The 10,994-nt window shown below is 61.3% G+C and carries 11 protein-coding genes and 1 tRNA gene; all 12 read right to left on the reverse strand.

The genetic code is table 11. The features are described 5' to 3' along the window. Positions 1-203: 203 nt before the first annotated feature. A complete protein-coding gene (locus ACZ4VA_RS38090; protein WP_468084535.1) occupies positions 204-479 on the reverse strand; it encodes a hypothetical protein in 276 nt (91 codons plus the stop codon). Between the two features lie 441 nt (positions 480-920). Then, positions 921-1,904 carry a phage tail tube protein gene (locus tag ACZ4VA_RS38095; protein WP_468084537.1) on the reverse strand — a complete coding sequence of 328 codons (984 nt, stop codon included), beginning with the start codon at positions 1,902-1,904 and terminating at the stop codon, positions 921-923. A 14-nt stretch (positions 1,905-1,918) separates the two neighbouring features. Continuing rightward, positions 1,919-2,341 carry a hypothetical protein gene (locus ACZ4VA_RS38100; protein ID WP_468084539.1) on the reverse strand — a complete coding sequence of 141 codons (423 nt, stop codon included), beginning with the start codon at positions 2,339-2,341 and terminating at the stop codon, positions 1,919-1,921. Between the two features lie 18 nt (positions 2,342-2,359). Beyond that, positions 2,360-2,728 carry a hypothetical protein gene (locus ACZ4VA_RS38105; RefSeq protein ID WP_468084540.1) on the reverse strand — a complete coding sequence of 123 codons (369 nt, stop codon included), beginning with the start codon at positions 2,726-2,728 and terminating at the stop codon, positions 2,360-2,362. Between the two features lie 71 nt (positions 2,729-2,799). Next, the gene (locus ACZ4VA_RS38110) at positions 2,800-4,002 is read right to left on the reverse strand and encodes a phage major capsid protein (protein WP_468084542.1); all 1,203 of its coding nucleotides are present in this window, start codon (positions 4,000-4,002) and stop codon (positions 2,800-2,802) included. A gap of 2 nt (positions 4,003-4,004) precedes the next feature. Then, positions 4,005-4,661, reverse strand: a complete 657-nt coding sequence (locus ACZ4VA_RS38115) for an HK97 family phage prohead protease (RefSeq protein ID WP_468084544.1) — start codon at positions 4,659-4,661, stop codon at positions 4,005-4,007. Beyond that, positions 4,654-5,997, reverse strand: a complete 1,344-nt coding sequence (locus ACZ4VA_RS38120; protein WP_468084546.1) for a phage portal protein — start codon at positions 5,995-5,997, stop codon at positions 4,654-4,656. Before ACZ4VA_RS38120 ends, ACZ4VA_RS38115 begins: the two co-directional genes overlap by 8 nt. A gap of 34 nt (positions 5,998-6,031) precedes the next feature. Beyond that, positions 6,032-7,582, reverse strand: coding sequence for a terminase large subunit domain-containing protein (locus ACZ4VA_RS38125; protein WP_468084548.1), 1,551 nt, complete (start codon positions 7,580-7,582; stop codon positions 6,032-6,034). Between the two features lie 11 nt (positions 7,583-7,593). Continuing rightward, the gene (locus ACZ4VA_RS38130) at positions 7,594-7,962 is read right to left on the reverse strand and encodes a phage terminase small subunit P27 family (protein ID WP_403031518.1); all 369 of its coding nucleotides are present in this window, start codon (positions 7,960-7,962) and stop codon (positions 7,594-7,596) included. A gap of 273 nt (positions 7,963-8,235) precedes the next feature. Beyond that, positions 8,236-8,583 (reverse strand): HNH endonuclease, encoded by a 348-nt coding sequence (locus ACZ4VA_RS38135; RefSeq protein WP_468084550.1) that lies wholly within the window; start codon positions 8,581-8,583, stop codon positions 8,236-8,238. Positions 8,584-8,666: 83 nt separating this feature from the next. Beyond that, a tRNA-Lys gene (locus ACZ4VA_RS38140) sits at positions 8,667-8,739 on the reverse strand. A gap of 434 nt (positions 8,740-9,173) precedes the next feature. Further along, on the reverse strand, positions 9,174-10,946 hold the full coding sequence (locus ACZ4VA_RS38145) for a recombinase family protein (protein WP_468084552.1): 1,773 nt from the start codon (positions 10,944-10,946) through the stop codon (positions 9,174-9,176). Positions 10,947-10,994 lie beyond the last annotated feature (48 nt).

Raw genomic sequence — 10,994 nt, forward strand, 5'->3', positions numbered from 1 at the left:
CGTCATGACGGGAGTACGACGCTCCCCATTGCCGCCGGCTGACCGGCCACGTCCCCCGCGCGAAGACTTGTTGTACTCGCGCTCTTGCGCCTCAAGGTCGTCGTTCATCTGATCTACCAACGCGCGAAAATCCCTCAGCTCAAGGGACTGCACGTCACGCCACGTAAGCCCCTTGAAGTGGCCAACGAGACGCGCGCACACAACTACGCGTTGGGAACGGTAGGGTCCGGCTTCGCCTTGCCCTTGAACTCAATGCGAAGGTTCTTCGCGTCCTCAAGGGTGAAGTCCGGGTTCGTGCGCTTCTTGACGACGTACGCCATGGCAAGGATGAGCTTGCCCTTCTTGGTTCCGGCCTTCGCCATACCGTCAAGCGGACCGTCAATGATCTCTTCGATCTCGCAAATCTCGCCAACGGTAAGGCTGTCCATCTTGAGAGACAGAACGTCGTCAGCAACGGGCTTCGGCTTCTGAGCGGGCATATCAACTCTCCAAGTAATCGCGAACGATCTGAGATATCAGGCGCTCGTACGTCGCGCTTACGGCCTGAGACTTACGAGCCATAGCGCGGTAAAGGAATCGGTTCGGGCGGATATTGCGCTTCCGATAACCGAAGTGAATTGCGGCAGCGTAGGGAACACGGGACGCTGAGCCCGCTTTAATGGCCACCGACTTCTGAGAAGCGACGACCTTAACGGACTTGTCGAGTTTCCCCGGACGGTACTTCTTGGACGACTTAGCGTCCCGGTGACCGTCCGGGGACTCACGCACAGCAGCGGGAAGGACAAGTTCACCGGCCTTCTTGTTCGCTCCCCGGATCGTCTTGTTCAGCTCCTTGTCCCGTAGCTGTCGCACGTTCCGCTGAAACTGACGGAGACCGTCAACTTGGACTGTGAAGTTGCTACGGGACACGAGCTGACTCCTTACGGCGTGGCCGGCTCCGGCTCCGTGTACGTGACCTTGATTGCGGCAGTGGAGTTGCCCGGGTCAAGGATTCGGAACGGCAGGTTGTGAACGGTCAGCTCGTCAACGGACGCTTCCGGGGACTCCCCGGTGAACTGAACGGCCGGCGCTTCCACCTTGAGCGAAGTGTTCGGGGCAAGCCCGGTCATGTTGACCGTGAGCCCGCACAGCTCACCCGCAAGGAAGGCTTCGTACAGCCCCAGCGAGTCAACCGAGAACTCACCCTCAAGGCTGCCTTCGTACGTGGGCATGGCGTTGCGAACAGGCTTCTCCTTGAGGGAGTTCCCCCGCAGAAAGCGCCGGTCCACGTTCAGGCCACGGTCACCGGACAGCTCAAGCTTCGTAGCCATGAGCGGTACCGCGCTGCCGTCCCGGGTCAGGGCAACACTCGTGCGCGTCCAGTCGTACGCGTACGCCTCAGCGGGATACACGGGCGCGACAATGTCACCCGGAAGCTTGGAGTGGGTCACGTCCCGGAAGTCAAAGCCGACCGTGAGAACAGAAGCCTCTTCGGTCTCAGCGGTCAGTGACCACTCAGTTGCGACACAGCCCAGGTGCTTATACGCAACCTTCGTTCCGTCCACGGTGGGGCGAACCATCTGAGCCGAGAACGAAGGCGACTGCATGTCAGCCGAAGTCTCAAACACCCATGTCCGCGTACCGTCCCCGTTGCTCGTCACGGTGGACTTGTCGAACGCGGCAGCGAAGAGAGAACCCGCCCCAGCGTCCAGAACGTCAATCTCAATCTCACCTTCACCGCCCATGTTGACGATGTTCCGGCGGTCAGCGCGGTTGGTCTGCATACCGGCACGGAAGCCGACAGACTCAATGAACTCACGGGTCGTCTTCCACGAGTCGGCGTGGCCTTCGTAACCCTCAACGGTGTCGGACAGCGTCCCGTAAGTGGACTCCTGCCCAATGCCAATGCTTGCGTCAAGCGCCATGCTTGCGCCCCCTTCTACTGATAGACGCGACCACGAACGCGGACGCGGACCGTAAGAGCGCTGAACGCTCCGTCAGTCGTCTCGGAAGTCTCGACTGAGGCTGACTCCGGCCGAAGGTCCACGAGCCCCGTGACGGCCGTTCTGTCCACCGTGGCGCACGCGTCAGTGATGCTGTCCCGCAGCACATACACGCCACGCTCAGCGTCCACCGGGTTGCCCGGGGAGATCACTACCGCGTGAACTTCCACGTAGCCCGTGATGTTCGTGGGCTTCCGGCCTTCTCTCATGCCGGCTGAGGCAAGGTCGTCGTCAGTCGTCGCGCCTAGCCACACCTGTTGCCGCCGGGAGTTGTCACCGGTCTCGGCATAGGTGCACTGGACTCCGGCCGGAACCGAAGCCTTGAGCCGGTCAAACAGCGCGGACTTCGTGTCAAACATGAACGCCACGCTGTCCCCCTACATGAAAATGAACGGCAGTCGCGCGCGGTAAAGGTTCAACTTCGCGTTCACTTCCGGCAGTGAAGTCGGACGGAACGAGCCCCCGGCTTGCGCAAGCTGAATGCTGCCGAATTCGGATTGAAGCTGTAGCGCGCGGTCAGGGATACGGGACACGGTGTCAAGGACGTACTGACGCGCAATCGTGCGCACGCACCACCGGATAATTTCCGGAGTCGGGTTGTCCACCGTGTCCCACTTCTGCCCGCAGTAGACCTCAACGGTTTCAACCGCGAAGTCGATTGCTTCGGACAGAAGCGAGTCACTGAACAGGCCGGTATCTTCCATGCCGTCCAGCGCGCGAAGCTCAGCAATGTCGGCGTATGCCATGTGATCCCCTCACGGGGAAGGGGAGCAACCTACTCTTGAGAGTGGGCAACTCCCCTTCCCTTCAAGCGGGATTAGGCACCCGCACCGATGGTCAGAACCTTCGCGGACCGCTCGTCAACAAGCAGACCGTCAGCGCGCTGAATGAACCGGTACACGACCTGATCGTTCAGGAACTTGTAATCAACGGAGCGCTCAACGCGGAGCGGACCGGCGAGACGGACGCGGTACTTGCTCAGGTCACCGAACAGAACCTTCGTCTCCGGGACACCGTCGTCAGTCAGGACCGGCTTGCCGTTGAAGGTGTCCGGAGCGCCGGCCACGAGACCGGAAGCCCACAGGTACTGACCGTTCGCGTCCTTGAGCTTCCGCATGAGCGCGGCAGTCTTGTCGGCCACAACGTACTTCGCGTCACGGCGGTAGGACTGAGTCAGCTCGTAGCTCAGGTCAATGAGCGCGTCGGCAACCTCACCGTCCGCAGAAGCCAGAGTGAACCCGGCAGTGGCAGCGGGGGCAGAAGTGAAAATGCCCTTCGGCTGACCCGTACCGGTACCGGTCAGGAAGTGCCGACCCATGCCGTCACCAATGGCCGGACCCGCGTCACCGACAAGGAAGCCGACAAGGTCAAGCGCCTGATCGGCAATGAACTCACTGGACACGGTGGACGCGTACGCGTACTTGTAAGCGCCCACGGAAACCTGAATGGTGCTCGGCGCACTCTCAGGAATGTTCCCGTTCTCGCCAACGATGGACGCGGAAGCGCGACCGGTGACAACAGTGAAGTCAATCGGCTCACCGCTGGACGTGGTCACGATGCTCGCACCGTTGCGCATGATCGTGGAACGCTCAACGGCCTGAGCAAGGAGCTGACCGTAAAGGGTCCGGCTCAGGACGTTCGGGTTGCCGGGACGGTCCACAGCGCGGGACTCAACGTCACCGTGCTCAGCGCGGAACTCAAGCATCTTGCCGAAGCCGTCAGCGCCACCCAGGGACCGGAGCTGAGCCGAAGCGTCCGCAAGCTTGTCCTGAGTCTCACGCTTGCTGCCGGAGCCCTTGAGCCCCTGCATGAGCGAAGTGACGTTCTCAGTCGCAGCGAGAGCGTCAACGCCACGCTTGATCCGGCCGTCAAAGTCGGCAATGGCAGTGAGAAGGTTCGTCTCCTTCTCGCGTGCCTCAGCGGTCATGTCCTTGCCGGCGAACTCGTCGGTCAGGGAACGAAGCTCGTGGGTCGCACGCTCACGCGCCTCAAAGTTGGCGCTCAGGGTCTTAGCGTCCATGCTCAGACACCATCCTTACTGAGCGCACGGAGAAGCGCGCGCTCGTTGAAATAAGAAACCGGCTCCGATGTTTCGGAAGCCGGTGGGTCGTTTCGCTCTTCGGGTTCGGGCGGAGGGGGAGCGAAGTCCCCAATACCTAGCGCCTGTTCGACTGAGCGAAGCGCTGCCTGAGTGGTCGGGTAAGCCGGGTTGACGACCGGTCCGACTTCGGCAACGTCCATGGCCGTGATCTCCCGAACAGGAAGACCGGTCTCAGGGTCGTCGTCGTCTGCCCGACGCTGCCCACCGTCCAGCACACGGAAGGTGAAGGAGCTACCGCGAAGGTCACCGCGCTTGAGAAGAGCGGCAACGTCACGGCCGGTCGTGGTGTCGGGCAAGTCAACTTCGTAGAACCCGCCCTCACGGTCTTCACCGACCCGGAGCGTCCCCGCACCCGTCCGCCCAAGAAGGGCATTGACGTTGTGGTTGAACGTGGCAATCACGTCGTTCTGCCGCAGCGACGGAGCCCCAGCACCGGGAACGATCCGCTCTCGGAACCCGCCCAGGTCGTGTGACAGCTCGTTGAAGCGGTAGGCATAACCGCGCATCACGATGTTGCCGTTGTCCGCCTTGCGCTCTTCCGGTGGGCTGACCGCGAACCTACGCTCAAGGTCAGTCATCCGTACCCCCTTCGTCAGCCGGCTCTTCGGTCGGCTTCTCTTCGTCCGGCGCGTCTTCGGCCGGTGGCTCAATGGCAGGGGGCTGAACGGGCTCAGGCTTCGGCTCAGGCTCAACGCCAACTTCGGCAAGGTTCATGGGCACGCGGTAGCTCTCGCCCAACCCGTCAGGCAGCGGGGGAAGATCCTCCGAAGCGCGGACTTCGTCAATGCTGTAAATGCCGTTCTGCAAGCCGAGTGAGTACAGCTCCATACGTTCCTTCGGAGCACCACGCTTGATCTCGTCAAGGTCGAACTTGACGAACCGGAAGCGGTCGGCAGTCTCCGCGTACAGCAGACGCGTGAACCCTGCCTCAATGCGCTCAAGCCACGGGCGCAGAGAGAACATGCTGAATGCGATGTTCTGTTCAGCGAGACCGGAGCCCCACGAAGTGGAGTTCGTAGCGTCGCTGATCAGGTGAGGCGGAACGCCGAATATGCGCGCAATCTCAGGAACCTGAAACTGTCGCGTCTGCAAGAACTGTGCTTCGTCCGGCGACATGGCAACCTTGCTGAACTTCGCACCTTCGGTGAGAAGAGCAACCCGGTGAGCATTGTCAACGCCCGTGTTGGCTGTGCGCCACGCTTCACGCGCGCGCTTCAAACCGTCCTCAGACATGGTGCCCGGGACTTCAACCACAGCCCCCGGGACAGCCCCGTTCGCGAAGAACTTTGAACCGTACTTCTGTGCAGCGAGAGCAAGACCGATGGACTCACGCGCGTACGTGATGGGGCTACAGCCGGCGAACTCACCCGGCAGCATCATCCCTGGGATATGGAGAATGTCCCGGGGCGTGAACCACCCAAGAGCGACTTCGTTACCGTCGTCGTCAACGTCGAACGCCTCAAACACCTTGCGACGCTGACCGTCCACCATGACCATGTGCGGCACGATGGACGTGGGGTCAAGCACGTCAAGACCAACGATGTTCGGACCCTGCCAACGAACGGCAAGGTACGCGTTCCCGTCAAGCAGGAGACTGAGAACGGTCTGAGACAGAATGTCAATCCGCCCCATGCCCCCCGGCTCCGCGTTCGGATAGTCCAGCCAATCAGGGGACGTGATCGCGCGCTGAGCCCCACCACGCTTCGTGTACGTGGCAACGGGGAGCGTGGCAATCGTCTCCGACAGAAGGCGGACACAGCCGAAGACCGCGCTCACTTGCAGCGCGTCAGATGCGGTCACCCGCTCACCGGAAGCAGCGGTAAGGCTGCCGTACATGGTGGGGTCGTAAGGCACCCATTCCCGCGATTCAGTCGGGGTCTCCTTCGGGCGGATCAGGTCTGACCAGAAGCCCACCGGTTCCCCCTTCCTGCCTACTCTTGAGAGTGGGCTAGTCGTCAAACATCCCGGCTTCTCCGCCGATCACGTGAGTGCCGCTGTCGTCTTCCCAGGTCGTGAGAATCGCCGTATTGACGAAAGCCCCGTTGTCTTCGCGCCACATCACAGCGCCGTGAACGGCAAGGATCATGGCAACGGCAAGGTCAATCTTTCGCCGGCTGGACGCGTGCTCTTTCGTGATTCGCGCACCACGTGCGTCTTCACGGATCACGGCGTTACCGATGTGCCGGGCAAGGGACGGGTTACCGTCGTGGCTCATCCGACCGTCACGAGCCGCGTCGTACACGGCCTGAGTGGCAGGCACCATGCGGGCAAGTGAGTTCGTCGGGAAGGCTTCTACCGGGTAACCCTCAGCCTCAAGATTCTCAAGGGTCTCTTCCCAGCGGTACGGGTCGGCAACGAGATTCACGACCCGGTACGTGTTCAGTGCTTCACGCAGTGACTCACGCACGTCGGGCATGGGCACGCGCCAATGTGCGTCACCCTGGGGGGCTTCCCAGTGGCCTAGGACGAACACCCGAAGGTCTTCAACGCGGCAGGCAACGAGCGCTGTGCTGTCACCCTTCCATGAGCCATCGAAGCCCAACACAACGGCTTGCCCGGGTAGAAGGTCGTCATCCTCCGCAAGGCTGTCCCACAGCCCGTGAGGCAGCCACGTGGACGCGCCACGGACGAACTGACTCAAGCGGTAGATCCTGAACGACGCTTCGGTTGACCGCTGAGCGGCTGCCTTGAAGTCGTCTTCATTCAGGATCTCGAAAGACGGGTTACACGCCTTCCACACTTCCGGGTCAAGGTGGTCAACGGTGTCACCGATGCGGGGACCCCACGAGCGGTAGAACAAGGTGGGGTCGTTGACCTCACCGGAGTTCACACGCTCACCGGTCTCGCACAGCGCGGCGAACGGTCCGTCAGGATCAGGGCCGGCGGTCGACACAACCCACGTCATGGGTTGGTTACGAGCGGCAGACCCCAGCGTGAGCGCGTCGAACAAGTCGGCGTTCTTGCTGAACGCGTACTCATCCAACGAGACCGCAACCGGGTTCAATCCCTGTTGCCGTCCAGCGTCCGCGCTCACGACCCGGTACGTGTTGTCCTTGTACCGGATAATGTCGCGCTGCACGTCGCACACGGCGCTGAGCTTCGGGGACGCGTTGACCATTTGCTTCGCCGCGTCGAAAACCATTCGCGCCTGATTGCGGTCATTCGCCGCAGCGATCACCTGCCGCTGAGCGTCTGCACGATCCGCGATCAGGTGGTAAAGCATGATGGCTGCCGCAATCGTGCTCTTCCCGTTCTTACGGGCAATGCAGACGACAGCCATTCTGTGCTTGCGCTTCCACTGACCAAACGCGTCTTGCTCAAGCCGGTATGCGTCAACGAGTAGTTCACGCTGCCACGGCAGGAGCTTGAAGCGTTGGCCGGCGAACGAGCCGGTCAGAAAGCAGAACTCTTCAATCCACTTCGTGACGCGGTAACCCTCACTGGGGAACGGCGCGTCAGCGGGAATGTGTCGACTGATGACCGGGTCAATCTTGCCCACCGGTCACCGCCTCAGAAGTCTTCGGGTCCCGCTTGAATCTTGCGGGCTTCGGCAGCCACGAGCCCCAACCGCATACGGGCTTCGGGCGTGAATCCAATGACGGTCTCGATAGCGCGAAGTTCCTTCTCCGTGCTTTCCACGTACCGCATTGCCGGGTGCACAACAGGCTGACCCGTGCTGCCAATCGTCATGAGACCGTCAGCGTCCACAGCGTCCATGAGCTGAGAGCGTCGGTCGTACAGCTCCGCATACCGGAGAATCAGGTTGCGGTCAGTGTCGGGGGAGTACGCGCCGGAGCCGGCTTGCCAGACAGCGCGCCACACTTCCTTACCCGTGGACCCCAGGTGACCCGGAGCACGGGGAGCACGACCTTCGTACACAATCGGTGCCTCAGCCTCAGCGGCGTAGTTGGCGTTCCCGGTGCGTAGCTCAGGGCTCTTAGCGTGGCTCATGGCACCCCCTAACGGAGCTTTCATCCCCCTTAACGGGTGCCTTCGGGGCGGGTACAAAGTGGGGCATTCAGTAGGTCACCCCAGGTGAGCGGCTGTCACGCTCCGCCCAAAATCGGCCCTACACCTAGCGCGCGTTTTGCGAGCTGGGGCCGGGATCGCTGAGAGGTAACGGGCTGAACTTTCGGACCGCTCTCCCCTCCGTCAGAAGGGACGCTTGCCGAAGTCCATTGCCGTCTTCGTCTTGTGGCACGCCTTGCATAGCACCTGAACATTGGTGTCTATGTCTTCGCCACCCTTGGCAAGGGGAAGCACGTGGTCAATGTCCACCTGAGAAGGCAGGTACACACGAAGGCACATGGCGCACTGTCCAGCCACGGCCTTACGCACTGCCTTACGAAGACGAGCCGCAGCGTTGTTGCCCCGCGCTATTGCCTCACGCCTCTTCACGTGTGACTGCACTGACCTACGCGCTGTGTAGTGGCTGTGGTGCAGTGCGCACCTACCACTGTGGGTAGCCCACTCTCGACACTCAAGACACCGTGAACGCATGGGCTACCCACCCCCCTCTTCTACGGGCACCCCCTATGGGAAGCACCCCCCTACCCACTCTTGAGAGTAGGTATCAATGCGAGTGGGTCAGGTAGGACTTGAACCTACAACCACCGGGTTAAGAGCCCGGTGCTCTTCCAATTGAGCTACTGACCCGGAGCCCTGGGCTACAACCCGGGGAGAAACCGGGGAGCACTCAGGTACTCATGAGCCGGTGGGTTCTGACCGCCGTATTCGGTGTGGAAGGGTGCGCGTTACCTCTTCCGGCTCACCCTTACTAGAGCTAAAGGGATTCCCTAGAGCGGAGGGGATTCCCGCGCGGGGGGTTGCTGTGGTCCGCCGGCTGACAGCGGGTGGTGCACGTTTGCAGGTTTGCAAGCTCCTCCGGTTTCTCTATAGCTTCTCTAAGGGTGTTCAAGATCAAGTACAAAAATGCACTACTGCATAAACCCAGGTCAGGAAGGGGATTCCCACGGGGGCTCGTGCAGGAGGGTGTCACGGGATGATAACTAGTTAGGCTAACTAACGATCAGAAGGCACAAAAAGAGGCCCGACCCCGAAGGATCGGACCCCTTCCCGCTGTCCTGGGGCTACGCCGCTGACTCCTCCTCATCCGGCTTCGCCCATTCGATCTTGACGCGCTCTTCAATCGGAACGGGCTCGTACCCGGTGCCGAAGTTCGGAGCCTTCGCCACGGTGACCTTGTCCACGAAGAGCTTCACGAAGTCTCGACGCTCCGTCATGGAAGCCTTGAACCACCATGAGCCCTTGCCGATCGGGTCCCCTCCGGGCTCGTCCGTGGCTGTCCACACGTCCACGCTCACGAGCGTCGGAACCTTCGCCTCAAGCTCGTTCAGGCGCTCGTCACAGCGGGCAATGGCAGCCTCAAGACTGTCGCGCTTGTTGATGAACCGTTCGCGCCCCATGGTGCCCTTGTAGACACCCGCGTCGAAGTCGTCCCACAGCTCCTCTTGAGCGGCCTTGTAGTCGGCTCGTTCGATCGCAACGGCGCTCTTGTCCGCCTCAACGTCCGGCGCGCTGTGGGTCCGTGCGAAGCGCTGTGTGGCTTCCACGAGAAGGGCAACGTCGTCGGGGTCTTCGTAGTCCAGCGCCACGAGTCGCTTCATGATCCGTCCGGCAACGTATCCGTCCAGCCGGTCACGGAGTACGGCAACGGTGCCTTCGTGCGTGCTCGTGACCCCCTTCTTGCGCTGACACGTATAGGTGGTCATGGCAGCGGTCTTTCCGGCTTGCTTGCACATGGTGTGCGCCCCTTCGCAGAAGAGCACCCCCAGCGCGGAAAGAAGGGAGTCACCGCGCGTCAGGGACGTTCCCTTTGGCGCGCTCATGTCCTTGTGCAGCTCAAGGCACTTTTGGAGTTCGTAGAACTGAACGGGGTCAATCAGGGGCTCGTGTGAGAGCTTCGGCCGTCCGTGCTCGTCCCGAACGCTGCGGTACCCGATCCGCTTTTTCCATGTCCCCTTGCCGTCCTTCTTGGGAACGGTCTCGTACATGGGTTCCGTTTGGTGCCCCATGAGACGCGGATCAGTGAGCACACGGCGGAGAGTGGTCACCTTCCACGAAGGGGCGGCAATCTCGCGCTTAGCGTGGGATTCGACTCCGCGCGTAGGAACTCCGGTCTCGTTGAGCCATGCGCACACACCCGTGATTGAGCCCGGGTGAGGCTTTCCGGGAACGTACGGAACGTCCTTGTGGTCAAGAATGCGCTTGACCACATCCCGAATGATTTTGACTTCGGCAGGCTCCGGGATGAGAACCCGGATCGTAAGCTTCCCTTCGCGCTTCGGCTCCGTGCGGAAACCGAACGGGGGAACGCCACCGACAAACCCGCCGGCTGCCTTGAGAGTGCGCTTAGTGCCGCTTACGGCAAGGCTCTTGTTCTTGCTCTCTTCGTGCGCCGAATTCAGGCGCATAAGGAGCGTGACGAGCCCGACTAGATCGTCTGTAACGACCCCTTCGTAAACACTGATGAACTGAACGCCGAGACGCTGCAATTCCAGGATCACGGGCAGCGCGTCTTTTGGCTCTTCTCGCGAAAGCCGGCTGACGTAGGAAACCACGATCACGTCAATGTGTCCCGCGCGTGCGTTCTTCAACATGCGCTCAAACGCGGGACGCTCCTCACCGGTGAAGGCTGAGAAGTCGATATCTTCGTATACCTCAGTCAACGTCAGGTCTTCGGCCTTTTCGATCAGGGCCGTTGCTTCGTTGAGCTGAGTGACCGTGCTGCCTTCGCTCTTGTCTTTCCGGGCTTCCGACTGCCGCGCGTAGATCACGGCTCGTCGCATGGGTTTCCTTCCGGCAGCAACTTCGGTCGCTGTCGCCAACGTGTCTGTCCGCATGGACATGATCCTAGCTCAGACCCACCTATGTTGCGTAGCTCTTTGGCT

The organism is Streptomyces sp. NPDC028308 (genome assembly GCF_055565855.1).